Genomic DNA, 25,050 nt, shown 5'->3' with positions numbered 1-25,050 from the left:
GGACTGGGGATGCACAACGGCTACGCGGTGATCGACCTCGAGACGACGGGCCTCGCGCCCTCGTACGGCCACCGGATCATCGAGATCGGCATCGTCCACGTCACGCCCGACGGCGACGACGAGCGGACGTTCGAGACGGTCATCAACCCCCAGCGCGACCTCGGCCCCGTGCACATCCGCCGCCTGCGCGGCGCGGACATGACCGGCGCCCCGACCTTCGCGGACATCGCCGGTGACCTGGTCGACAAGCTGCGCGGCCGGGTCGTCGTCGCACACAACGCCTCGTTCGAAGCGCGGTTCCTGCACGCCGAGTTCGAGCGCCTGGGCCACCGGTCGCCGTTCAAGCAGGCGAGCACCGCGCTCTGCACGATGCGGCTCGCGCAGGAGTTCCTGCCCGGCTCCGGTCGGAAGCTCGCCGACTGCTGCAGCGCCTACGACATCGAACTCGTCGACGCCCACGAGGCGCTCGCCGACGCCCGCGCCACCGCGAGCCTGCTCGGCGCGTACATCGGGTCCTCCCGGCAGGATCCCCGCTGGACCACCTGGGGGACGCGAGCCACGGAGTTGCGGTGGCCGAGCCTCCAGTCCGGTGGTTCGCCCTGGACTGCACGGCGGCGCTCGACCGGCACCGCCGACCGCACCCGCGTGGACGTGGCGACGGACCGCCTGCCGGCCGTCGACGGCGGTACGGAGGCGACGCTCTACGCGGCTGTCCTCGACCGTGCGCTGTCGGACGACCTGCTGACCGCGAGCGACGCCGAGCAACTCGCCGCCTTCGGGCGTGAATTCGGACTGCCCGAGCCAGTCCGAGCTGACCTGCACCGCCGCTACTTCGCCGACCTGGTCGAAGCCGTCTGGGCGGGTGGGGTCCTCACGATCCAGGACCACATCCAGCTCGAACGGGTCGCGCGGCTGCTCGGCGTCACGGACGACGAGCTGGAACACGCGGTCCACAGCCGCCAGCCCGCGCGGATGGGCGCGCGGTCGTTCTCCGCAGCGCAGCAAGCCGCGCCCGCAGCAGTCGAGAAGGAGCCCGCGATCGACCTGGGCGAGGGCAGCATCGTCACGCTGACCGGGGAGATGCGACGGAGCCGGACCGAGATCGAGGCGGACCTGGAACGGCTCGGCATCCGGTCAGCGCCGAACGTCACGAAGAAGACCGCCGTGCTCATCGCGGCCGACGTCGACAGCCTGTCCGGCAAGGCGCGGAAGGCCCGGCAGTACGGCATCCCGATCATCGAAGAGGACGTCCTGGAGGCGGCGCTCGCCGCCGCCAGGTAGGGCTGGGTCCGTCAGACGGCCAGCTCCGGCGTCGCGGCTCCGGCAGCTCGCTCCTCCGCCAGCCGCGCGCGCTCGTCGGCGAGCACCTGGGCGATCAGCTGCGACTCGGAGATGTCGAACGCCTGCGCCGACGCGCTCGCCGTCTCGCTGACGGCCGCGAAGTCCGCGAAGGTCCGGGACTTCCGCGCGAGCATCCGGACGAGGGCTGCGTCGACACCGTCCTCGGACAGCAACCGGTGCACCTGCACGACGTCGAGCTGCCCCATCCGTCGGGCACGGGCGATCGCCTGCCACTCCGTCGTCGGCTTGAGCTGCGGCTCGCAGATCACCACGACCGACGCGGCCTGGATGTTCAGGCCCACGCCGCCGGCGATGATCTGCGCGACCAACACGGCGCCAGGAGCCGCCGCGGAGAACTCGTCGATCATGTCCTGACGCCCGGAGGGGGACGTGGAACCGCTCAACGGACCGAAGACGGTTCCGTCGACGGAGGCGAGCACAGCCTCCAGGACGGCGCGGTAGTGGGAGAAGACGATCGTCTTGCGGCCGGTGGAGCGGGCCTCGGCGATGACGTCGCGGAGCGACGCGATCTTGCTCGAGGCGTCGCCGTCGAGGATCGCGAGCTGCCGCATGGTGTGGAAGTTGTCGCTGTCGAGCGCCGCAGCGTAGCGCGCGGACTCGGCGGGGGTGAGGTCGGTCCACTCCTCGACCTCGACCAGCTCCGGGAGCTCGGTGAGCACGTCCTCCTGGCTTCGGCGGAGGTACACCGGCGCGATCTGCTTCCGGAACGTCAGCGGGTCGTCGTCTTCGTCGACCCGGAGGTCGGGACGGATGTGGTCGATGAGGACCCGGAACTCCTCGACCCGGTTCTCGAGCGGTGTGCCCGACATGAGCAGGGCGCGATCTGAGCGTTCCAGGAGCGCACGGGTGTGCTTCGTACGCTTCGCGTCGGGGTTCTTGACGTAGTGCGCCTCGTCGACGATGACCGCGGCGAACCGCTGCTCCTCGGGCACCTGTGTGCGGAACCACTCGAGCGTCTCGTAGGTGGTGACGGCGACGCCGGCCTCGCGCAGCCAGCCGCTGATCCCACGCACCCGCTCGGTGCCGTGGATGCGGAACGCCGGCACCGACGTGTGCTTCTCGGTCTCGCGCAGCCAGTTCGCCACCACCGCGGCCGGGCACACGACGACGAAGCGGGGCATGCCGTCCGGAGCGGTCGCGGCGATGTGCGCGATCGCCGCGAGTGCCTCGACGGTCTTGCCGAGGCCCATCTCGTCGCCGATGACGACGCGCTCCTGCACGAGCGCGAACGCGGCCCCGAAGCGCTGGTACCCACGGAGCGACGCGGACAGGAGGGACGTGTCCAGGTGGAACTGCTCGATCTGCTCGATCAGGCCCTCCGGGAGCGACCCGCGGCCGGCCGTCGTCGAGTCGGTGAGCCCGACCTCGTCGAGGAGCGCGAAGTAGCTGGCTGGGCGGTCGAGGAAGTCGCTCCAGTCGTCCGTCGTCGCGATCCGGTCGCGGTCACCGGCTGCACGGACGGCGCGCTGACGGGCGTCGTCGACGTCCGCCTCGATGCGCTCGACGGCACCCTCGGCCGGGTTGAACGAGCCGGAGGCCCGTGCGCCCGGCTGGTGCACGATGCCCAGGACCGCTTGCTCTGCGACCGCGTCGGCCAGGGGAGCGAGCTCGTCGACGAGGACAGCCGCTCGCGGGCCGCCGCCGTTCTTCGCGGCTTCCCACTGCCGGAGGGCCGAGACCAGCGCCACGCTCGCGGTGTCCTGTCGGCGAGCGTCGATCTGGATGGCCGCGTCCTCGCGGGCTGCGTCCTGCATCGACCGGGCGGCGGCGTTGATGCGCGCGGCTGTCGTCTCGCCGATTCCGGGCAGCTGACCGGGGGCGATCGGTGCGCGGAGGAGCTCCCCGACCGTCTGGATGCCGGCGTCGCGGACGGCGCCGAGGCGGAGCTGGTCGCGCGTGACCTCGCGGAGGCGGTCGATGTCCATCGCGCTGAGTTCGCGCCGGGCCGCGACGTCCCGCACACGGTGGCCGGCGTCGAGGACGCGCGCACGGGCCTCCTGTTCGGTCTCCACCACGGCGCGGAGCGTCGCGATCGTGGTGGGGAGGTGCGCCATCGGGGCGAGGTCGATCAGCGCGACCGGGCCGAGGTGGGCGGTGGCGGTGAGGAGCGGCCCCTCGGTGTCGAGGAGAGCGTCGAGTGTGCCGTCGGGGCGGGGGACGTGGCGGGTGTCGATCGTCTTCAGCGCGGTGAGGGCGCCGTTGTCGAGCCACGCGAGGGTGTTCGTCAGGTACTGCTCGGCGCGGGCTGCTGCTTCGCGGCGCTCTCGGCCGGCAAAGATGCTGGCGATGCCTGACGCGGAGTTCTCGTCGGCGAGGGCCAGTGGGACGTCCTTCGTCAGGACGGTGAGGACGTCCTCGGCGGCGCGGTCGGCGCGGGGGAGTGTGGCGGCGTGCTGCATCGCTGCAGCAAGGGTCGTGTCGGTGGGGCGGAGGGGGAGGACGGAGCAGGACAGGGCTGGGCCGGTGATCGTGAGGCGGCGGGTGAGGAGCTGGTCCTTCGCTGATGCGGCTGCGTCCTGGATGGAGGCGCGGTGGTGGCGGACCGCTGTGGCTACCTCGGACAGTGTCTGTAGGCGGTCACGGAGTGCTCGGTCGACCATTGGTGCCCCTCCCTGGGTCGTTGGACCATCGTGGCATGGGGGTGGGTGACGGTGGACAGGGCTGTCCGCTGGCACGGCACCAGTTCGAGGGGCGAGGTAGCTGCGTTCTCCCGCGAACTCGGCGCAGGACTCGAGCTCGTGATCGCCGATGCTGCTCCGGCGGACGAAGCCCTCGTCCGGTCCCTCGGGTCGGACCACGTGGTGCCGCGGGGCGCTTCCTTCGCTTCCGCCGTCCGTGAGCTCGTGCCGGACGGGGTCGATGCGCTCGCCGATGCTGCCGTCCAGCGCGACGAGGTCGTGGACGCCGTTCGCGACGGGAGAGTGTTCTTCGACCTGCGCGGGTGTCGAAGCAACGAGGTTCGTGGGATCGAGTTCGTGCAAGTGATGGTTTTCTCGGAGTACCGGTCGTTCGACAAGCTGGAGCAGCTGCGGCACACGGTGGAGAGTGCGACGCTGACGCCGCGGATTGGCGGAGCTGCTGCCGACTGCGCGGGCGGTGGGAGCGCACGAGCGGTTGGAGGCCGGGGGCCGCCGGGGCGGTGCGTGCTGACGTGCTGATGGACGGGAGACGCGGCGTTGGGTGGCGCCGTGCCTTCCGTTGTTCGACGATGAAGCCTGCGAACGCCGTGTGCGAAGTATCAGACATCAGTAGATTGCTCCCGTACACGGCGGACCTGCTGTTGCTCCTCCGCCCCCACGAATCCGAGAACGTCGCAAGTGCTCTTCACATGGGCTCACGAAACGAACGGCAGGTGAACCATGTCAGCGCCTGACGGGTCCTTCCGAAGCGCAGCGGATCGCGGAGCAAGGCTCGCGGCGCTCTTCATCCTGGTCCCCGTCGCGGTGATCGGAGTCGCCGGAGCCGCAGCGAGGGGCTTCGATGGCCCGTCCCTCGTCGTCCTCGTTCTGGTCTTCGGTGGGCTTGTCTGGGCGATGGTGGTCGCTGTGCGGGCGGCTGCGTTCATCGACTTCTCAACCGAGCGCGTCACTGTCGGGTTGGCGCCGTTCTAAAGCACGCGGCTGCCTCGACGGGAGATCACAGATGTCGCGATCGTACGTATCGACACCTACGGCGACTAGGGAGGCTGGGGTATCAAGGGCTAGGCCCGAAGCTCGAAGGGGCGCCTGTACTCGGTCGGCGGTGAGACTGCCTTGCGGCTGCTGAGGCGGGATCAGCGGGCGTTCGTGGTTGCGTTCAAGGACCCGGGGACAGCGGAGCGAGCGAAGCGAGCGCTGCCCGGCGGGTCCTGATCACACTGCCTGGGATGAATTCTCCGGGAACGGGCTTCGTACTACGGCTCAGTCGTCAGCGCCGGCGCGTTGCTCCGCTCCGGACGCCGGCCCAGAGGCCGTCCCGCGCCCGGGTCATCCCGACGTAGAGCTCCCGGCGCCCTCGCTCCCTCCGCTCCCGTTCGGTCTCCGACGGGTCGGCTCGGGCAGCATCGAGCAGCCCACGGTCGACGTGCGCGAGCAGTACCTGCTTGAACTCCAAACCCTTCGCACGTTTGACGGTCCCCACGCGGACCGCGTCGGAGCTCCGTCCCGCGTACTGCTGCAGCGAGACGGTCGGGACGCCGGCTCGCCCGAGCACCTCCATGACGTCGTCCGCCTGCCGCTTCGTCGCCGTGAGGATGCCGACGTCACCGTGACCGGTCCCGACCAGCCGCAGGACCTCGGTCAATCGGGCGAGCATCGCCCGATCGTGGTCCGCACGACTTGCGAAGCGCGTCATCGTCGGAGCCGCACCGGAGCGTGAGACGTCGGACACCGCGTCACCGACCCCGTCGACACCCTCGATGTCCACGAACTGGTCGTCCGCCACCATCTCCTTCGCGAACTCGAGGATCTCAGCGGTGTTCCGGTGGTTGACGTCGAGCACCACGCCGCGGCCTGAAAGGTTAATGCCGACCTCGCCGAGCGTGTACCCGCCGGGGTAGATCGTCTGCTGGCCGTCACCGATGAGCGTCAGGCCGTCGGTCCGGTCACCCACGAGTTGGTGCACCAGCGCGACCATCGCGCAGGACAGGTCCTGTGCCTCGTCCACGATGACCGCGTCGTACCGCTCGAGCGGCACCGCGCGCACCGCGTCGCGGGCGAGCAGGACGATGTCCTCCCAGTCGTGCGCCCGGCGGTCGCGCAGCCCGCGCGCGTACGCCTCGTAGAGGTCCCAGACGGCCTGCCGCGTCTCCAGCGGGAGCGCGTGCTTGCGCCCGACGCGGGCCAGGTCCGCGTACTCGTCGAACCGCGTCAGGCCGCGACCCTTGATGACGTGGCTGATCTCGTCTTCCCAATACGAGCGCGAGAATCGCGACGACCGCAATGGACTGGAGGCGCGAATCGCGTTCCACGCGTCGTCGAACGCGAGCCGGGCCTCCCGTCCAGGAGCGCGGAACGCGATCCCGCGTTCCTTCAGCAGGCGCGTGGCGAACGCGTGGACGCCCATGAAGTCAACGCGACCGACCATGTCGGGCGCGAGGCGTTCAAGGAGCGACTCGAGGACCTTCGGCAGGGTGCTGATGTACGTCGTGAACAGCACGCGGCCGCCTGTCGCGCGCGCGAGGTAGGCCGCTCGGTGCAGGCCGACGACGGTCTTGCCGGTGCCGGCAGCGCCGCGGATGCGTGCCGGGCCGTTGAAGCTGCGGCGAACGAGCTTGGCCTGTGCCGGATCGAGGAACGCCATCCAGTCCTCGATCGGCGCTTCGAGCACGCCGTCGAGGAGCTGGTCTGTCAGCTCGTCGTCCGTGGTGTCGATCGTCGGCACGAGTACGTCGGGTTCGCGGGGGAGTACCGGTGCCGGGACGACGACCTGTGGCGGTGGTGCTTCGCCATCGCCGATCACGGGGAAGTGTTGCAGCATCGCGGCGAGAACCTCGTCGACGCGGGACGCCGACAGTCGGGCTCCGCGCTTGGTGATGTGTCCGACGAGGTCGATGGCACCGATCACGTCGACCGAGGCGACGCGAGCGTGCATCCGCTTCTGGCCGGCGAGGGCGGCGACCGCGTGGACCTCGCCGGGTGCCAGACCCGTGTCCGCCAGTGCTGCCTCGGTGCTGTACGCGAGGTCGGCGAGGCGGGCGATGTCGTCGGTGACGTCCTCTTGGCCGCGGGTGATCCGGTCGCCGTGGACCGCGACCTCGCGCCAGGCCTTCGTGTCGACGATGAAGACACCGGCGCGGCCGACGACCACCATGTCGACTTGGGCGGTGCGGCTGCCCGGCCAGCGTCGATCTGCGAGCAGGTGGTACCCGATGCCGGCGAGTGGGGCCAGGATGCGTGCGGTCTCGCTCTCGGTGCGATGGGCGATCTCGAACCGTGCGGCTCGTTGCTCAGCGTCGTCCGCTTGGCGGCGGAGTTCGCGTGCGTGGCTGCGTTGGCGGTGTGCCTCGACCCCTGCGGATTCTCCGGCCATCGTCATGGTTGGTCCCATGGGGATGTTGCTCGGCGCAACGCGCGTCTTCCCCTGGGCGCGCGGTGCTGCCCCATCCTGGTGGAGTGCTCAGGCTCGGCGCGAGCACCCGTTCTGGGGTGGGGTGGCGGATCGGCGCACTGATGTCGCTCACGATGCTCAGACGTTGCCGCGGCGGCTCGCTCGGCTTTTCGCTGTCTGTGAAGTCGACTAGTTTGAACCCATCATGGGAACTACTGAGAGCACCTCGTCAAATTCGGGCTTCGGGAATGCGCTTGTCGTCGCAACGAAGCTGCCGGGTGTTCGGATCGATAGGGCAGCGTTCCTGCGGAGGTCGCTCGCGCGGTACTGCACGGAGGAGCAGATACGGACCGCGGTTGCCGAGACGCCGGCAGCGGCGGGGATCCCGGCGGCCACCCTCCGCATGATCGCGGACGCGTCGATCACGAACGAAACCAGCAGGGTCACAGCGATCTCTGCGGTGGCAGGTATCCCCGGTGGCTTCGCCCTCGCCGGAACCATCCCCATCGATTCCGCGCAGTACTTGGCACACATGCTTCGGATCGCGCAGAAATTGGCGTACCTCTACAGCTGGCCGGACTTATTCGGGAAGGACGGCGACGAGCCTGACGACGGCACGCAGAACCTCCTGACGCTGTTCGTGGGCGTGATGTTCGGCGTGCAGGCGGCGAACAAGGGCGTCGGCATGGTCGCCGAGAAGCTTGCGACGCAGATGGTCAAGCAGCTGCCGAAGCAAGCCCTCACCCACGGCGTGATCTACCCGATCGTCAAGACGGTCGCGAAGCACCTCGGTGTTCAGATGAGCAAGAGCATCTTCGCAAAGGGGGTCGCGAAGACGATACCCGTCGTTGGAGGCGTGTTTTCCGGCGGTTTGACGTTGGCGACGTTCCTGCCGATGGCGAAGCGATTGCGGAAGCATCTGGCCACCCTCGAGACCGCCAACCCGACATCGCAGTCCGCGGCCAGCGCCACCGCATCGGACAAGGCCGCTCCTGAGTCGTCGGAGCCGGTGCAGTCGTGATCGGCCGGGTCCGACGCATGTCGAGGATGGGGGTTCACGGGTGCTGACGCAGGTGCGGAGCCCGCAAGAAGTGTTCTTCTCCCCGCAACGGTTCGTGTTGCCGCTCTTCCAGCGGCCCTACGTGTGGTCGGCCGAGTTGCAGTGGGAGCCGCTGTGGCAGGACATCACCCGCCTCGTGCACGCCGTCACGGAACGACCAGAAGCGACGCACTTCATGGGCGCGATTGTGCTCCAACAGCAGCAGGTGCCTCTCGGCGGCTTGCCAGCGTGGTCCGTGATCGACGGGCAGCAGCGGTTGACCACGCTGCAGCTGCTGCTGGATGCTCTGCACGCCGAGCTCGACTTCCGCGGATGGACGGCCGTCGCAGGACAGGTCATCGACCTGGTAGAGAACCAACAGGCGTTCCGCATCGTGGCGGAGGACCAGTTCAAACTGTGGCCGACGAATCGCGACCGGCCCGCCTTCACGGGCGTCATGCGTGCCACCCCGCCGGTGGCGTACGAGAGCCTTGAGCGGTCCCGGCTGGTGGAATCACACCGGTTCTTCGCCACTGCTATCGCGGCCTGGCTCGATGCTGCGGACATTCCGGAGATGGCGGCGCGGACCCTCGTCGCTGCTATCACGACGAAGCTGCAGCTGGTCGTGATCCAGCTGCAGGCCGACGAGGACGCGCAAGAGATCTTCGAGACCCTGAACGCGCGTGGGACACCGCTGTCCGCGGCAGACCTGATCAAGAACTTCGTATTCCAACGGCTGAACACTACGCCCGAGGCGACTGAAGACGCGTACCGGCAGTGGTGGGCGCAGTTCGAGACCCCGTTCTGGGAGACCGAGGTGCGTGCTGGCCGCATCCTCTACTCCCGAGCATCCCTGTTCCTGACCCAGTGGCTGACCGCACGCACGATGCGGGAGATCCCGGCTCGGGAGGTGTTCGCGGCCTTCAAACGATTCGCTACCGACCCCACCACCAGCCGTGTCAGCCAGCTCCTGCCCGAGATCCACGCGGCCGCAACCCGGTATCGGGACTTCACCGTCGCCGCGGAGGCGCGCGACGGAGAGCTGACCCGTCTGGGCTTGTTCGTGTACCGAACCAGCACGCTTGACTCCGAGCTCGCGAAACCGATACTGATCTGGCTCGGCGAGCCCGAGCAGGCAGGCATCCCGAACCGTGTCCGAGACCGGCTGCTCGCCGTACTGGAGAGCTGGTTCGTGCGCCGAGCACTCGTGCGCGCTCCATCGCAGGGCGCCAATCGATTCCTCCTGGACCTGCTCGCCCATCTGAGCGCGCAACCGGGCGATGATGTCGCGGACGCTGCGGAAGCGTTCCTGGCGAAACAGGCCACCAGCACCGCGTACTGGCCCGACGACGCCGAAGTGGCCAGAGAGCTGCGCAGTGTGCAGGCGTACAAGCGGTTCCGCCGAGCGCGGCTGCGGATGGTCCTCGAAGCTGTCGAGGACAACCTTCGCGGCTATCCGGCCGGGCACCGCTACGGCGACGGCACCATCAGCCGTGGCGTCTACACGATCGAGCACATCATGCCGCAGGAGTGGCGGGCGAACTGGCCCGCACCTTCCGAGCAGATCGAGTCGGAGCGAGACCGGGTCGTGCAGACCCTCGGCAACCTCACCCTCGCGACGCAAGCGCTTAACAGTCGGCTCTCCAACGCCGCGTGGGACGCGAAGAGGACGACGCTCGAGCGGTACTCATCGCTGCTCATCACCCGCCCCGTGATCGGCGGCCAGCAGCCGGCTTGGGATGACAGCCTGATCGCAGCCCGCACCGCCACGCTCGCGGAGATGATCTTGAAGGTCTGGCCTGTGCCGGATGGCCACCATGTGCAGCACGAGGACGGCGCGGACCGCACCGTGCACCGTGTCGAAGTCGCTGACCTGGTCCGCGCCGGCCTGCTCACGGTTGGTGGCCTCCTCCGCGCTCGGCCCGGGGGCGCCGCAGGTAGGACGGCGACGATCGGACAGGACGGCAGCATCCACCTCGACAGCGGCAGCGTGCACGCCACCCTCAGCGGCGCAGCGAAAGCAGTCAGCGGCAACAGCGCCGAAGCGGGCTGGCACTACTGGGCGCGAGAAGACGACACCGTTCTCACGGAGGTCCGCGCCGAGTACCTCGTAGGAACGGATGACGAAGCGGCCGACGAGGAAACCTAGGCACAAGCGTGCGCTTGCGCCAGGATGGCCGAATGTACCTCCACGAAGCCATGCTCGAGGTCCTACGCGAAAATGGTGCGCCGATGACAAGCAGCGCTATCGCCGAGGCCATCAACGCAGCGGGATCGTACGAGCGCGGTGATGGTCGTCCGCTCAGCCCGTCCCAGGTGAGCGCTCGGGCGAACAGGTACTCACATTTGTTCACCCGTGCGGTCGACGGCCGCCTCATCTGTCTTCGGGCCTGAGGCGCGCCGGGCAGTCAAAATAGGAGGCAGCGGTTCGTCGGAGATGGCGTTCGTACGGATCAACTTATCGATCCGTCGCTCGAGGACAGCGCAGTTCCCCGGTGCGACGGCACTTTGCGTTTATCGAGCTGCACTCGCAACGCGCCCCCGTCCGGGACGTGCTGGCCGGCGCCGCACGCTCTCCAGCATGATATTGCCGACCTGCTGACGCGACTCAACGCCGCCATGACCGACCACGATGCCAAGATAGGGCCATCGTTCGTGAGGCGCGATCTCCACGTGGAAGGTCCGGCGGACGCGTCGCGGTGCGAGATCCGCTCCTCGCGGAGCGCCACTACGATGACGGTTCAGCCCGGAGACCCGGTACGACTGGCATCGTTGCGTCGCCAGGCGACGCCATCGGTCGCGGACGGCGCTGGAGGTGCCTGCACCGCGAGTTGTGTTGCGGGAGGTGGGACAGCCGACGCTGCGCAGTAGGCGTCCACGCTCGACGTCCATGGGACGGTGATGATCGCGCCGTACCTCGTGTGGCTCGTCAACGGGTATTTGTGCGCCGTTAGCGACGATGAATTCTGTACAAACGAACAGCCGACAGCAGTGCCACTGCCTGTGGAGCAGCCATTATATCGACCGACAGATTGCCAGGGGTTCAATAAGTCTTTGTCTGCCGGCTCGTCGAAAGCCAGCGCCCAGATCCCTACCTGCGCACCGGAAAGCACGCCAAGACCGAGCCCCCTCATGTCTCCAGCCATGATGGATAACTCGGTGCACGCATCGTGGTCGAGATTCGGAACAGTGCCCTAGCTGGTCTCCTCAAACTGCCGCTGAACGGACTCCATACAAAGGTCCTTTGCCCTGTTCTTCGGCACGCACCGCCATCATTGGCTCGTGCTCCCCAATCCAAAGAAGCGTTCAAAGAACCGCGTCAGGGATTCGACAACACGCTTCTTCTTCTCGCCATGACCGGCCTCGCGGTTGAAGCGTGAAACGGGCGGCAGGATCCGAGTGATCTCGGTGCCGCTGATTCGGAGCTGGCCGTCACGGAAGGCGCTATCAACGAACTCACGGGTTTGGTCAGGCTTGAGGTTCTCCTGCTCGATGATGGCCTTCAGCTCAACCTGACGCTTCGCATCAACGAACGCGCGCCACTGCTCATCGATAATCCGATCTAAGGAGACGGAGTCGACGAAGCTCTCCACCAGGTCGCGCTTGCTGCGCAGGCTTGGGCTGGCGTCGACGGCGCGGGTTATCTGATCCCGGATCTCCTTGTCCTCGCCGTCGCCCTTCCCACTGCGCAGCCTCTCGACGAGCATGAGGATGTAGTCGACGTTGATTTCGACTTGCTTAACGAGCTCGATCTCGAAGACGACATCCTCGTTAATCGTCTCCTTGTCACTGTTGTGGTCCTTGCGGAACTCCGCGTAGAGGTCGAGATAGACGGAGCGGTAGTCTTGCCCCTGGCGTTCTGTGAGCGGGTCTTGGCGGGCAAACTCGTCGAAAGATGTCAAAATGTTCTGCAGCCGCAGGATGGCGCCGAACAGTCCGATGAAGTCCTTCTGCGCGGTCTCGCCAACGATGGCCTGCCCAAGCGGGTAGGTCTGCAGCAGCTTGATGACCTTTTCGGCATACTCGGCATAATAATCGCCGTATGGCTTGAGCAGCACGACGCCGCGGGCGTCTTTGTTGCCGAACAGCTCGAGGGCGGCGTTCGTCTCCTCCTCGAGGTCGCGGAAGGCAACGATATTGCCATAGGACTTGATGGAGTTCAGGATGCGATTGGGGCGGGAGTACGCCTGGATAAGGCCGTGCGAGCGCAGGTTCTTATCGACGAACAGCGTGTTCATCGTCGTGGCGTCGAAGCCAGTAAGAAACATGTTCACCACGATGACCAGGTCGATCTCGCGATTCTTCATCCGCTGTGACAGGTCCTTGTAGTAGTTCTGGAACTTGTCGGTGCTCGTGTCGTAGCTCGTGCCGAACATCACATTGTAGTCGCCAATGGCCGACTCGATGAAGTCGCGGGCTCCCCCGCTGAGCCGTTCGGTATCGAACGCCTCGTCGTCGAGGAAGCTATCGTCGGTCGGCTCGTTGGCACCGTAGCTGAAAATGATACCGATCTTGAGCTGCTGGTCCGGTGTGAGCGACTCCTGCTGGGCCTTAAACGCGAGGTAGTACCGCTGCGCAGCTTCGATCGAGGCGGTTGCGAACAGAGCGTTGAAACCGCGGACCCGCTTCTTCTCGTTGATCGCCTCAGCCTGCCGACGGGATCGCGCCGACTCAACGACGTTCGTGACCACCGAGTGCTCGTAGCTCGAGGTACGCCGAGTCTTCTGATCGAAGTGATCGAGGGTGTACTTCACAATCTCGTCGATACGACGAGGATCAAGCAACGCCTTCTCGCGGTCGATAGACGATATTTGCTTGTCCTCCGGGTCCCCGACCTTCACGGTGTTGATGTAGTCGATGCGGAACGGTAGGACGTTCCTATCCCTGATCGCGTCGACGATCGTGTAGGTGTGCAGCTTTTCGCCGAATGCCTGCTCGGTAGTACGCAGCTGCGGGTTGCGGCCGGCGCCAGCGTTGGCCGAGAAGATCGGCGTACCGGTGAAGCCGAACAGGTTGTAGCGCTTGAATGCCCGCGTGATGTCGGTGTGCATGTCACCGAACTGCGAGCGATGGCACTCATCGAAGATGATGACGACGTGACCCGAGTAGATTTCGTGTCCCTTGTTGGCCTTAATGAAGGTCGACAGCTTCTGGATTGTCGTAATAATGATCCGCGCGTTCGGATCTTCGAGCTGCTTCTTGAGGACGGCCGTAGATGAATTTGAGTTGGCTGCCCCCTTCTCGAAGCGGTCGTACTCACGCATCGTCTGGTAGTCGAGGTCCTTGCGGTCGACGACAAAGAGCACCTTGCTGACGTCCAGCAGCTTGCTCGCCAACTGGGCAGCCTTGAACGACGTCAGGGTCTTACCCGAGCCCGTGGTGTGCCAGACATAGCCGCCAGCCTCGATCGTGCCGAGCTTCTTGTAGTTCGTGGCCATGTCGATCTTCTGCAGGATCCGCTCGGTCGCCGCGATCTGATATGGCCGCATGACCAGCAGGTCTCGGTCTGCAGTCAGCACGCAGTACTTCGTAAGGATGTTGAGCAGAGCGCGCTTGGCGAAGAAGGTTCTAACGAAGGCCGTCAGCTCCTGAATCGGCTTGTTCTGCGCGTCCGCCCACCATGAAGTGAACTCGAACGAGTTACTCGACTTCTTGCCGCGGGCAGGCTTGGAGCTTGCTTCCTTGAGATGCTTGGCGCGCGTGCTGTTCGAGTAGTATTTCGTTAGCGTACCATTGCTGATGACAAACAGCTGAATATACTCGAAGAGACCAGAACCAGCCCAAAAGCTGTCGCGCTGGTAGCGGTTGATCTGATTGAACGCATCGCGGATGTCGACACCGCGGCGCTTCAACTCGATGTGAACCATCGGGAGACCGTTGACCAGCACGGTCACGTCGTAGCGGTTGGCGTAGTTGCCACCGCCGTCACTCTCGTCAGCCTTGGCGATCTCGTATTGGTTAATGACCTGCAGGCGATTGTTGTGGACGTTCTTTTTGTCGATGAGAGAGATGTTCTTTGTCGACCCGTCATCTCGCTTGAGGATCTGGACATGGTCTTCCTGAATGCGCACAGTCTTCTCGATGATGCCATCAGTCTTGCCGGCGATGCGCGTGGCGAAGAACACGTCCCACTCGGCCTCCGAGAACGTGAAGTCGTTGAGCGTCTCGAGCTGAGCACGAAGGTTCGCAACGAGCTGCCCCTCGGACCTGACAGGTAAATACTCGTACGCCTGACCCTCCAGCAGGCCGATCATGTCGCGCTCGAGGTCAGCCTCTGACTGGTACGCCGTTGCGTCGTGAGCGTCCGAAATGTACTCCGAAACGACCGTGCTCTCAGCGGAGACGGCGATCGGGTCGTACTTGCGTGGAAGTGCGTCGATCATGCGGCAGGCTCCTTGAACGTCAGGAGACGATTACGGTAGTACTCGTACTGCTTGCGGCGAGCGGTGAGTTCAGCCAGCAGACCAGCACTCAGGCCATCCACGAGCGCGTCGAACCGATCAAGGACGTCCACTACGTGAGCCTGTACTTCGATTGAGGGTAGAGGCACCTCGACGAGTATCAACTCCTTGCGATTGAGCGCGGGCGTGCCACCAGTCTGCTGGAGTGCCCGGATCGAAGGTTGAATGGACTTCAGAAAGTAATAGAGGAAACGAGTGCTCAAGCGCTCCTCGTTGCTGCGTATCCGATAACAAAGCGGTCCGCACCAAAAGGGCGCGTCCTGATACCCAACGATGCCGACCGCGCCTTGTCCACGGGACGGGATTGTCACCGAGTCGGCCTCGGTATTACTCTCGGGTGATCTTCCAGACTCCGTTGTTCCCGCATTCACGAATGCGAAATCGCCTGAACTAGCTGGAACCCCATGAGGGGGCGCCTGGCCTGTGCGCACACTTGCGAGCTCACCTAGCGGCCTCCAAATCTCATCCTTCGAGGCTCGGTCGATCAGCCTTGCACGATAGTATTCGTACTGAGAGCGCCGAGCGTTCAGTTCCGCTTCCAGTTCCCCGTCCAGTTCCGCTTGCAGCTCAGTAAACTGATCCAATATTCTCACGATCTCTCGCTGGATCTTAAGGGGAGGGAAGGGGATTTGGAAATCCAGGATGGCAGCTTTGTTTCCGCGCGGCATCCTCGCGCCTTTAGCGTGTCCCATGTTGTACGCAAAGAATCGATCAGAGGACAACAAGTAGTATAGGAACCCAGAATCAAGTGATTTGCGATGCTCTTGCAGGATACGAATAGCGAGGACATCGCCACTACAGCCACCGGCGTTCGTGGCACGCCAAACCTTCTTAAGGTATGGACGGATGTTGCCGATAAGAATGTCACCGGGCTCATATGCGGTCAGGCGGGCGGTATTTGGAGGGTAGCTCGCATCGACACGACCGCCTTTGTCTGCGACCAAGTTGTCGACGCCGACGAAGTTTGTCTCGTCGAGTTCGAACGCATCTACCCGTGTATCGGAATATCGAGCGACGTCACCTAAGGTAAGATGCGGCACGCCGCTCGTCGCAAGTTCCGAGATGAGCTCGTCAATGCTACTCATGCGGCATCTCCCGTTGTGGCCATCGCGTTAATCAGGTCGATATTCCAGCCGAGGTCCTCGATCGCCTTGGCAACCTTATTGTCACGGCTAACCTCATCAACAACTCCCAGCACGAGCTGGAGGCATGGCTTGAACTTTTCTAGCGCTTCCGCCTCACTTGAGTCGCCGTGAATGATTCCGCTGAGTTCACTGAATAGCTGGTATCCATCGCTCGAAAACCGCTGCGGGATAATCATTCGCTGTTCATTGACCTCCTTGAGCACGGCGGAAAACGGACGAGGGTTGCCGTTTGGCTTTTTCGTCCCCACTCCGACGAGGTCGGCAACCTCCCACGTGATCTTCTCGAAGATTTTGCGCAGGTAAATCACGGCGCCCGCGCCAAGACCGCTCTCGTACGCGAGCTGGGCGCGTTTGACGAGGTCCGCGAAAGGGCCGTCGACCGCTCCGATTCTATCCGCCCGGTCTCGAAGATTCTCGGCATAGCGGTCAACGCGGACTTCGGGCGCGCGGCCGGAGATGTCCTCGTCCGCACTGACGAGGAACCAGGCTTCCACCGAGGCTTTGCAGACCATGCATCGCAACGTTGCGTCGAGACTGATCTGCTCAGCGCCCAAGCCGAGACAATAGAGTTCTTCGCCCGACTCAAAGGTGCGCACATCACCACAGCTCCGGCAATGGAAGTTGTGGAATATCTTGCCCACCTTGATCCTCTTGTGCTTGCCCCAGGCGAGTGGGCGATCGTCAAGGAACCCTTCGACCTGCGCGGAGGTGACGCTCGGCGCTTTTGAGAGCAATTCAGATAACCGCATCTCCCCTCGCTTCCAGGTGGGCGACAATTTTGTCGATCGAGGTGCGTAGGTCGGCCTGATGCGCGACGTTGCGCGCTATCTCCGCGTTGAGCGCCTCAATGTCCACAACCTCGCGAGTATCCTCCGCCTTAACGTAGGACGAAACTGCGATGTTGTATCCGTTGGCCGCGATATTCTCGTTACTCACGAGCGTAGCGAAGTGGTCCGTGCTCTCGCGCGCCTCGTACGAGCCGAGAATGTTCTTCTGGTGAGCTGGGGTCAGCTTGTTCTTATTGCCCACTCGCTTGCACTCGGCCGAGGCGTCGATAAACAGTACGTCGCTGGTCTTTTTCGATTTCTTGAGCACCAAGATGCAGGTCGCGATGGTGGTACCGAAGAAGAGGTCCGGCGGCAACTGGATGACGGCGTCGACGTAGTTGTTGTCGATCAGGTAAGTGCGGATCTTCGCCTCGGTTCCGCCGCGATACAAAACTCCCGGAAACTCGACGATGGCAGCGGTGCCGTTAACGGCGAGCCAGCTGAGCATGTGCATTGTGAAGGCGAGGTCAGCCTTCGATTTCGGGGCTAGTACGCCGGCCGGCGCGTAGCGCTCGTCGTTGATGAGCAGCGGGTTGGCGTCCCCCTCCCAGCGTATCGAGTAGGGCGGGTTGGAGACGATTGCTTCGAACGGCTCATCGTCCCAGTGCGCCGGCTCGATAAGCGTGTCGCCGTGGGCTAGGTTGAAGTCGGCGTAGTTGATGTCGTGCAAGAACATGTTGATGCGTGCCAAATTGTATGTGGTCAGGTTAATCTCCTGGCCGTAGAACCCCTGACGGACGTTTTCCTTGCCGAGAACCTTGGCGAACTTCAGCAGCAGTGAGCCCGAGCCCACCGCGGGGTCGTATACCTTGTTCACCGACTTCTTGCCTGAGACCGCGATGCGCGCCAGCAGCTCGGAGACCTCCTGCGGCGTGTAGTATTCGCCCCCAGATTTGCCGGCGTTGGCCGCGTACATCTGCATCAGGTACTCGTAGGCATCGCCGAAGAGGTCGATCGAGTTGTCCTCGAAGCGCCCGAGCGGCAGGTCGCCGATTGCGTCGAGCAGCTTGACGAGCTTCTCATTGCGACGAGCAATCGTGGCGCCAAGCTTGTTGCTGTTGACGTCGAGGTCGTCGAACAGGCCCTTCAGATCGGCCTCGGAATCGGTGCCAAGCGCCGAGCCTTCGATGTTCTTGAACACGCGTTCGAGCGTCTCGTTGAGGTTATCGTCCTGTGCTCCGCGCTTGCGGACGTTAACGAACAACTCGCTCGGGAGGACGAAGAAGCCCTTCTCAGCGACGACCTCGACGCGTGCGAACTCAGCCTGCTTGTCGTCGAGATGCGCGTAGTCGAAGTCACCGTCGCCAGCTTCGTGCTCGCCCTTGTTGATGTATGCGGTCAGGTTCTCGGAGATGAACCGGTAGAACAGCATGCCCAGTACGTAGCTCTTGAAGTCCCAGCCGTCAACTGAGCCGCGCAGGTCGTTGGCGATGCGCCAGATGGTCTTGTGCAGCTCGGCACGCTGCGTTTCCTTGGTGGTCGGCGGCATTTCTGGGGTACTCCTTGCACGTCGAAGCACGTTCTTTGGCGAAGTGTGCTCGGGTGCTCAGGCTATCGGCAAGCCGCCGACACTCCGTGGCTCGACTCGGTCGAGTCGGATTGCGGATGCAGCTCCGGCCCACTTTCGTTCAGCGCGACCCCGCGCCCACGACGGATCTGCCCCGACTTCGCTTGATGTTTCGAGTTGGGCCGGTGCGAGAGATCGGACTCGACGAATCGAGCGCGCGCTCGACGGTGGTGGCGGCGTTCTCGGGACCTTCAGAACCGCAAGACACGCCAGCCTTGTCACACCAGGATCGCCTGGTTCTGCGTGTTCCAACGGCGGTTGGCGAGCAACTTCCGACGGCACAGCTCGGCGTTCGCCTTCGGCAAGTGGACGTGCTCCTCGCAGAAGTGCCAAAAACACCCGTCGACGAAGACAGCGATCCGTGCACGTGGGGACACGAGGTCGGGTCGGACACGGCACCGACTGCTGACGCGCCGATCGACGAAGAACCGTCGCCCTCGGCGGTGCGGTTCACGACGCAGGGCAAGTTCGGGCGCAGTGTCTCGTCGACCGAAACGAGCCATGTGCTGCCGACGAGCATCGTCTGCTTCCCACTTCTCCACGCTCCGATCCTCACCAAGTATTCGATGAGTTGGGGATCCGAGCGGTGATCTGTGGACGGACCGACGGTGGACTTCGGTGTGGGGAGCGGGCGATCAGCGCGAGGTAGCCGCGGTCGCTCCGACCGACGCGACCGACACGTCGAGCGGGGCATCCGGAGCGACAGGGTCCCCGGCCGAAGCTGACGACTGCGCCTCGAGATCCGCCCGCACCGACGCCGACACCCCGAACAACAACGTCGCCACGAACCCCACGACGTACGCCACCACGAGCCCCGACCCGTACCCGAGCAACGCCCAGCCGTAGCCGGACGAGCCGTTCAGCAGCGGGATGAGCGACAGGTCCGAGGCCCCGATGGCGATCGCCCCGACGGAGTGCCCGAGCTGGTCGAACAGTCCGACGACACCGCCGCCGAACGCTCCGCCGATACACGCGGTGATGAACGGCCGCCCCAGGGGGAGCGTCACACCGTAGATCAGGGGCTCATTGACACCGAGGAACCCAGCGGGAAGAGCACCGCGGATGGTCCGCACCAGCGAGGCATTTGAACGGAATCGCACCCACAGCGCGATGCACGCACCGATCTGCCCGGCACCACCCATCGCCAGGACGGGCAGCAGCACGGTCCACCCGGTCTGGTCGATCAGGGTGGTGTGGATCGGGATGAGCCCCTGGTGCATCCCAGTCATGACGAGGGGCAGGAAGAGCCCTCCGAGCACGAAGCCGGTGAAGGCCCCGCCGTTCGCGAGCAGCCAGGGCGCAGCAGTACCGATCGCGACCGAGACGACACTGGCGACGGACATCAGGATCCCGAGTGTCACCGAACCGGCGACGAGGACGGTGACGGTCGGCACCACGATGAGCGCGATGACGTCCGGCGTGACCCGGCGCATGAAGCGCTCGACGTAGGCGGCGAGGACGCCACTGGCCAGCGGTCCGAGCACACCGCCCTGCCCGGGGCCAAGGTCTCACCGAACACGGTGACGTTCGCGACACCGGCAGCGACGATGATGCCGCCGACCGCGCCACCGAGGATGGGCGTGCCGCCGAACTCATTCGCGGCGTCCTCCCGACGAACACGGCGAGCAGCGAGAGGAAGCCGGACGAGAGCACGCCGGGGAACGGGGTCACCCCGGGCACCCACCCCACATTCGTCAGGATGCCGTCGATCCCGGCGATGAGCCCACAGGCGATCAGCGCGGGGACGAGCGGAATGAAGATCGCGGAGATCTTCGGGGTCGCGCGCATGGTGCGCCCGTCGGAGCGAGCCCGCGCAGTTGACTTGATCCCGGCGCCGCGAGCCGCCAGCTCTTCCGGCGAAGACCACGAGCCGCAGCCGGCGGGGCGGCCGCGCGCAGGGCCTCCAGGTCGTCGGCCACGCGGTCGACGAGACCCGGGCCGAGCACGATCTGCAGGTTCGAGCCGGCCGCGATGGCGGCCAGGACGCCGTCGGTGGCTTTGAGGTACTCGAGCGCGACGGACGAGTCGGACACGACCTCGACCCGCAGGCGGGTCATGCAGTTCTCGACGTCTGCGATGTTCGCGGAACCGCCGACGGCGTCGAGGATCTGCTGGGCGAGTTGCTGGGCATCGGGCATTGCTGTGCTCCTCGGGGAAAGGAAACGGAAAAAGGGGGAACGGGGTCTACAGCACGGCGCGCAACGAGCCAGCAGCAGCATCGAGGTGCTCGCGGGCCGAAGCAGCGGAGGCGCCGGTCAGGATCACGGCGATGGCGGTCTTGATCTCGCCGTCCGAGGCATCGAGCGCTGCCTGGACCTCGGTGGGGGGAGCGCCGGTGACGTCCTGCACGAGCGAGAACGCCCGGGCGACAAGCTTCGCGTTCGTCGACCGCACGTCGACCATGCGGTCGCCGTACGTCTCGTGGCTGCGCACCATCGCGAGCGTGGTGAGCATTTTGAACACGAGCTTCTGCGCGGTGCTCGCCTTCAGGCGGGTCGACCCGGCTCTGAACTCGGGGCCGACGACGGCGTCGATGGCGATGTCCGCCTCCCGCCCCGCGGCCGAGTCGAGGTCGCACGCAACGGAGTTCGACAGGGCGGACCGGCGCCGGCCCTCCAGGATGCTGTGATCACGCAAGCCGTCCGTCCGGACGCTGATCCCGACGACCAAATCGTCGGAATCAGGTCAAGCGCGGCAGTCCGAGGGCTGGGCCGTGCGAGCGCCTGCAACGTTTACAGACGTACGTTGCCGCAGTCGGCTACTGAACCTCATCACGGGCGAGAACCGAACCCTCCTCGCGGTGAACGGGTCCGGGAGCGGAGGCGGGCGCCGAGCAAACGCGGGAATGCGGCTGATACCTGGGTGCTGGCGGACCGCCGCGATAACGGCCTGCGCGGCGCTGCCCCTCACCCCACCCGGTACAGCCCTGCCGGCGTTCCCGGCCCCTTCGCCCGGTTGCCCTCCGCGGCCACGAGCCGCCCCACGGTCGCCCTTCGGAACATGTCCGGCTGCAACTCCACTCCGAGCACCACTTCGCGCAACCGTCGCAGCTCGGTCTTCGTGAATGGTCCTCCCGTAGCTGCACCACCGCGTACTCGAGGATGTCGTCGTGCGCTTGCACCATCGCCCCTGCTGAGGCGACGGGCACCAGGCGCGCCCGCTCTTCGTCGATCGACAGGGAGACAGCCGGCACGACCTCGAGGTGACGACATCGACTTCACATCGGCAGGAAGTCGAACCTACGAACTTTCGCGAGGACAGCCCATGCAGCGGCGAACACGATCGCGGCGATCAGGTTCAAGACGACCGACAAACCCGAGATCGGCGGCAGGAAGCCACCGCTCGGACCAGTGAGGGTCAGCGGCAGGATGTTCGCGTAGAGGTTGACCGTGAACAGCTGCCCCCCGACGCCGATGAAGAACTCTTGCGTGTTCGGCGCCCCGATCCGCCAGAGCAAGACGGCCTGCACGCCGATGACGACGAGCAGGCCGACGGCGAAGAACGAAGTCGAAACTCCTCGACCACGGAGCACTTTCGACAGCGTTGCAAGGAAGGTCACCGAGAGCAGGAACGCCGCGATCGAAACGACCTTCGCCAGCGTCACGTACCCGATCACGCCTGCCGCGTCTGCTCCTGCGGGTTCGAGGAGGCTCTGCAGCTGCAGACTGACCGTCAGGAGGTGCTGGACCGTGAGCAACACCGCGAGGACGCCCAGTTTGAGTCCGACGAGCTGCCAACGACTTCTGGTGCTGATCTGGAACAGCTGGTCACGCCCGAGAACGAGGAACGCGAACACCACGACGGCTGAGTAGACAGTCGTCGCGCTCCAACACAACAAGGTGCACAGTGCTCGGATGACGTCCAGGGTGACGATGTCGGGTGCGACCACGGCGGCAACGCCGGTCACCGTCGTGGCGAGGTACGCGGCGACGAACACCGGCAGGTGCTTGCGGAACTCAACGCGCCAGAGCATCAGCGGAGATCACTTCCTTGACTCGTGCTTCCAGACCGCCGCGTGCAGCGATCGCATGGACGTCTTCGTGCAGGACGAGCGCACCGTCGTGCACGACGATCGCTTCGTCGAAGAGGTCTTCCAGTCCTGCCACGAGGTGCGTCGAGATGAGCGCAGTGGAACCTGACAAGCGGTGCTCTCCGATCAGTTGCACCAAGCGGTCCCGTGTCCAGGGGTCGACAGCGGCGAGCGGTTCGTCGAACACGTACAGCTGGCAGCGTCGACTCAGGACGAGGCCGAGGTGGATCTGCTCCGACATCCCCTTGGATGCCTGGCTGACCCTGAGGTCATCGGGAAGACCGAGCTCGGCGAAGATCCTCCGAGCGACGTCGGCATCGAAGTCCGACCACAGCTGGCGTGCGAGTGCGACGCACTGATCCAGTCGGAGGTGTCCGTAGAGGAATGGTGCGTCGGGGAGGTAGGCGATGGAGCCGCCGTGGAGCGAAATCACTCCGCGGTACCTGTTGATCACTCCACACATCGACCGTATGAGTGTGCTCTTGCCAGCCCCGTTCTGACCGAACAGCCCGACCACGCGGCCCCGGTCCTCGATCGTCAGTGAGAGGTCGTCGACGGCGGTTCGACGGCCAAACCGCACGGTCAAGCCTTGGATCGTCAGGAGGTCAGGCAATGAGGTTCCTTGTCAGTGTGAGGGCGGTGCGGATGACCACGAAGACGATGAAGACGACGCCCGCGACCTTGAAGCCGATCAGCCACGGGGGGTTCGCCAGGAGAGTGCGTGCAGCGTCGACGCCGGCTAGGGCGAGGAGCACCCGGTAACCGTCGGAGTTCAAGACCGGTACGACGTTCCAGGCCACCGCGATGAAGACCAGGTGTGCCGCGACTTCGATGCCCGAGGACCGGACGGCCCAGGTGTTCCCGACCAGCAGGAGGGCGTTGGTGGCGAGGTTCGCCAAGATGCCGGCAGCATGGACGATGACCTGTTCCTGTCTGCTCAGGAGCAGGCTCTGGTTCATCCGGACGTAGAACGCCGGGAAGACCCGGTAGTTGAGCTTGAACCCGACACGATCGACCGAGCGGCCGAATCCGCGGAGCACGAGAACGTGTGCTCCTTCGTGGATGAGGACCGAGAACACCAGGTAGACGGCCGCTGCGATCGCTGCTGACGAGTCCGCCGGCGTCGTGCTCGTCGGCAGGAGCATGGCATTGACTGCGAGGAGTGCCGGGAGCGTTCCGACGGTGCTCCACGCAGCCCAAGTCGGAGCAGACGACCGCCGGATTCGCGCGGCGGTCCGTATCGACTCGGGCAACGAGTCGACCGGGGCGCGGTAGTAGGTACGCTCCAGGCGATCGAAGACCACCGCGTGTCCACCAGAGATGCGGAGTTCGCATCGATCATCGGCGTAGACCTGATCAGGCCGCATCGACAGCTGCCCAGTACGCGTCGACCTGTGGCCTGATGAGGGCGATCGATTCCTCGTCCCTGAAGACGATCGAGCGCAGTTCGCAGGCCGAGACCACTTCGGTGACCGTGGCGGCGGGTGCGTCCGGTGCGACCCGCCGTATCGCGTCGATGAACCACTGGAACCCCTCCCGCTGCATGATCCCGAGCAGGGCATTGCGCTCGAACGTGTCGACCACTTGCTCGAACGACTGCGCACCTGCCCGGCCGAGCGTCATCCTCGTGTCGAAGATCGGCGGCGAACAGCACGGGTAAACGTTACCGTCATTGTGGAAGATCACCTGATTCCCCGGGCAGTGCAGCATGCCCCGGGTGATCGGGCGGCGGTGGAAGTCGGACTCCGGAAGCGATCGTGCCTCGCCGGCGGGAACAACGGGGAACTGGGTGATCTGGATGCCGTGAACGCTGTCACCGAGTTCTGCCAGCAGTGCGCGAGAGTCCTTTGACCGACTCACGCACATGTTGAGGACGACCTTGATACGTCTGTCGTGCGAGGCATCGAGGATGTTCCTGATCCGCTCCGGTTTGACGTAGGGCGAGTGGAAGTCGTCGTAGCTCAGCGTGAGCTCCCGCAGTCCGGCATCCTCGAACTCGGCCAGGACTCGGTCTGCGGCTCGGCGTGTGACCCCCCAGAAGCCGTTGGTCACGCACGAGGCCACTCGTCCGCTGGCGGTGATCCGGGCGATGATCGACATCGTCCGAGCCCGCCGGATGAGGGGCTCACCGCCGGTGAGGCCGATCTCGCGCACATTGGGCTCGCGGAGGAGCTCGTCGACGATGTTGTCGACAAGGTCGTCGTCGAGGTTGGCCGTCGCGTTCGGAGAACTGCTGACGCAGCAGTGTGCGCATCGTGCGTTGCACTTCGAATCAAAGTTGATGCCGACGCTCCAGCGTGGCTCAGCCATGGTTTGTCCTCGTGTTGCTGTCGGGAAACGGTGGGGCCCCGCCCCGTTCCCCGGACTGGTGATCAGCCCTTACCGCTGCCGACGATCACGGCGCCGCCGCTTCCGACGACGAAGTACCACAGGTCATCCACGACGTCGAGTTCTGCAACCCTGTCGTCCAGCGTGAAGCTCTGGAGCATGTTGGCGCTCTCGTTGTTCTGCATGTTCCCTCCTTTCGAGTTCGTTGGGACGGGCACGGGGCGAGGCGTGCAACACCATACACAAATCCAGAACATCAGACCA

Annotated in this window: 19 protein-coding genes; 4 read left to right on the top strand and 15 right to left on the bottom strand. The window is 65.1% G+C overall.

Annotation, left to right across the window (positions count from 1 at the left end):
- Nucleotides 1-9: 9 nt before the first annotated feature.
- Nucleotides 10-1,281 (top strand): exonuclease domain-containing protein, encoded by a 1,272-nt coding sequence (locus DEJ33_RS08430; RefSeq protein ID WP_111194724.1) that lies wholly within the window; start codon nt 10-12, stop codon nt 1,279-1,281.
- 11 nt (nt 1,282-1,292) lie between these two features.
- Here DEJ33_RS08430 and DEJ33_RS08425 read toward each other — a convergent pair whose 3' ends face one another.
- On the bottom strand, nt 1,293-3,962 hold the full coding sequence (locus DEJ33_RS08425; RefSeq protein WP_111194723.1) for a DEAD/DEAH box helicase: 2,670 nt from the start codon (nt 3,960-3,962) through the stop codon (nt 1,293-1,295).
- Nucleotides 3,963-4,100: 138 nt separating this feature from the next.
- Between DEJ33_RS08425 and DEJ33_RS08420 the strand changes: the two genes are divergently transcribed.
- Nucleotides 4,101-4,520: a hypothetical protein gene (locus DEJ33_RS08420; RefSeq protein WP_146242571.1), complete on the top strand. Its 420-nt coding sequence runs from the start codon at nt 4,101-4,103 to the stop codon at nt 4,518-4,520.
- Between the two features lie 748 nt (nt 4,521-5,268).
- On the opposite strand, the gene DEJ33_RS08410 is transcribed toward DEJ33_RS08420, so the two are convergent.
- Entirely contained in the window at nt 5,269-7,389 is a 2,121-nt protein-coding gene (locus DEJ33_RS08410; protein WP_220034467.1) for a nuclease-related domain-containing DEAD/DEAH box helicase, read from the bottom strand.
- 205 nt (nt 7,390-7,594) lie between these two features.
- Between DEJ33_RS08410 and DEJ33_RS08405 the strand changes: the two genes are divergently transcribed.
- Nucleotides 7,595-8,410, top strand: coding sequence for a hypothetical protein (locus DEJ33_RS08405; protein ID WP_111194720.1), 816 nt, complete (start codon nt 7,595-7,597; stop codon nt 8,408-8,410).
- Between the two features lie 40 nt (nt 8,411-8,450).
- Nucleotides 8,451-10,577 (top strand): DUF262 domain-containing protein, encoded by a 2,127-nt coding sequence (locus DEJ33_RS08400; RefSeq protein ID WP_111194719.1) that lies wholly within the window; start codon nt 8,451-8,453, stop codon nt 10,575-10,577.
- Nucleotides 10,578-11,700: 1,123 nt separating this feature from the next.
- Here the strand turns inward: DEJ33_RS08400 and DEJ33_RS08395 are convergent.
- The 13 genes from DEJ33_RS08395 to DEJ33_RS08335 form a co-directional block, all read right to left on the bottom strand.
- On the bottom strand, nt 11,701-14,811 hold the full coding sequence (locus DEJ33_RS08395; protein ID WP_111194718.1) for a type I restriction endonuclease subunit R: 3,111 nt from the start codon (nt 14,809-14,811) through the stop codon (nt 11,701-11,703).
- Nucleotides 14,808-15,974 carry a restriction endonuclease subunit S gene (locus DEJ33_RS08390; RefSeq protein ID WP_111194717.1) on the bottom strand — a complete coding sequence of 389 codons (1,167 nt, stop codon included), beginning with the start codon at nt 15,972-15,974 and terminating at the stop codon, nt 14,808-14,810. Before DEJ33_RS08390 ends, DEJ33_RS08395 begins: the two co-directional genes overlap by 4 nt.
- Nucleotides 15,971-16,783, bottom strand: a complete 813-nt coding sequence (locus DEJ33_RS08385) for a hypothetical protein (protein ID WP_146242569.1) — start codon at nt 16,781-16,783, stop codon at nt 15,971-15,973. The genes DEJ33_RS08390 and DEJ33_RS08385 overlap by 4 nt, the downstream gene beginning before the upstream one ends.
- Entirely contained in the window at nt 16,770-18,350 is a 1,581-nt protein-coding gene (locus tag DEJ33_RS08380) for a type I restriction-modification system subunit M (RefSeq protein ID WP_111194715.1), read from the bottom strand. The genes DEJ33_RS08385 and DEJ33_RS08380 overlap by 14 nt, the downstream gene beginning before the upstream one ends.
- A 296-nt stretch (nt 18,351-18,646) precedes the next feature.
- Nucleotides 18,647-18,931 carry a hypothetical protein gene (locus tag DEJ33_RS17200; RefSeq protein ID WP_181437284.1) on the bottom strand — a complete coding sequence of 95 codons (285 nt, stop codon included), beginning with the start codon at nt 18,929-18,931 and terminating at the stop codon, nt 18,647-18,649.
- Nucleotides 18,932-19,063: 132 nt separating this feature from the next.
- On the bottom strand, nt 19,064-19,912 hold the full coding sequence (locus DEJ33_RS08370) for a PTS transporter subunit EIIC (RefSeq protein WP_220034466.1): 849 nt from the start codon (nt 19,910-19,912) through the stop codon (nt 19,064-19,066).
- Between the two features lie 249 nt (nt 19,913-20,161).
- The gene (locus tag DEJ33_RS08365; RefSeq protein ID WP_181437282.1) at nt 20,162-20,566 is read right to left on the bottom strand and encodes a PTS transporter subunit EIIB; all 405 of its coding nucleotides are present in this window, start codon (nt 20,564-20,566) and stop codon (nt 20,162-20,164) included.
- Nucleotides 20,567-20,612: 46 nt separating this feature from the next.
- A complete protein-coding gene (locus DEJ33_RS08360; RefSeq protein ID WP_181437281.1) occupies nt 20,613-21,065 on the bottom strand; it encodes an N-acetylmuramic acid 6-phosphate etherase in 453 nt (150 codons plus the stop codon).
- A 580-nt stretch (nt 21,066-21,645) separates the two neighbouring features.
- The gene (locus tag DEJ33_RS08355) at nt 21,646-22,401 is read right to left on the bottom strand and encodes a hypothetical protein (RefSeq protein ID WP_111194713.1); all 756 of its coding nucleotides are present in this window, start codon (nt 22,399-22,401) and stop codon (nt 21,646-21,648) included.
- The gene (locus DEJ33_RS08350) at nt 22,385-23,071 is read right to left on the bottom strand and encodes an ABC transporter ATP-binding protein (protein ID WP_111194712.1); all 687 of its coding nucleotides are present in this window, start codon (nt 23,069-23,071) and stop codon (nt 22,385-22,387) included. Before DEJ33_RS08350 ends, DEJ33_RS08355 begins: the two co-directional genes overlap by 17 nt.
- Nucleotides 23,064-23,603 carry a site-2 protease family protein gene (locus DEJ33_RS08345; RefSeq protein WP_111194711.1) on the bottom strand — a complete coding sequence of 180 codons (540 nt, stop codon included), beginning with the start codon at nt 23,601-23,603 and terminating at the stop codon, nt 23,064-23,066. The genes DEJ33_RS08350 and DEJ33_RS08345 overlap by 8 nt, the downstream gene beginning before the upstream one ends.
- A gap of 211 nt (nt 23,604-23,814) precedes the next feature.
- The gene (locus DEJ33_RS08340; RefSeq protein WP_111194710.1) at nt 23,815-24,768 is read right to left on the bottom strand and encodes a radical SAM protein; all 954 of its coding nucleotides are present in this window, start codon (nt 24,766-24,768) and stop codon (nt 23,815-23,817) included.
- Nucleotides 24,769-24,830: 62 nt separating this feature from the next.
- The gene (locus DEJ33_RS08335) at nt 24,831-24,971 is read right to left on the bottom strand and encodes a YydF family exported signaling peptide (RefSeq protein ID WP_110905174.1); all 141 of its coding nucleotides are present in this window, start codon (nt 24,969-24,971) and stop codon (nt 24,831-24,833) included.
- Nucleotides 24,972-25,050: the final 79 nt, after the last annotated feature.

It is taken from the genome of Curtobacterium sp. MCPF17_047 (assembly GCF_003234045.1).
GTDB lineage: Bacteria > Actinomycetota > Actinomycetes > Actinomycetales > Microbacteriaceae > Curtobacterium.
This window is presented reverse-complemented; position numbering and strand designations above follow the sequence as displayed.